Here is a 241-nt window from a genome sequence, read left to right on the forward strand (position 1 = left end):
AGGCGGCACGAGCGTGAGCGGTACCTCGGGCGTCGCCACCCGCAGGGCGGGCCTGCGCTGGATGTCGATGTTCACCCTCGCCTGGCTCGCCATCTGGACCGTCCAGCTCACCCCGGTCCAGCTCCTCCTCCCGCTGCAGCTCGCCACTCCGGAGGACGACTGGGTCCGTGGCGTCGTCTCCTCCGGGATCGTGGTCGGAGTGGGTGGCCTCGCCGGTGTCGGTGGCGGGCGCTTCGCCGGA

General features: G+C 72.6%; 1 pseudogene. It reads left to right on the forward strand.

The features are described from left to right. Positions 1–13: 13 nt before the first annotated feature. A pseudogene (locus KVS71_RS18410) lies at positions 14–241 on the forward strand (MFS transporter); the annotation flags it as partial.

Source organism: Microbacterium sp. GbtcB4 (genome assembly GCF_019091465.1).
Classification (GTDB): Bacteria; Actinomycetota; Actinomycetes; order Actinomycetales; family Microbacteriaceae; genus Microbacterium; species Microbacterium paraoxydans.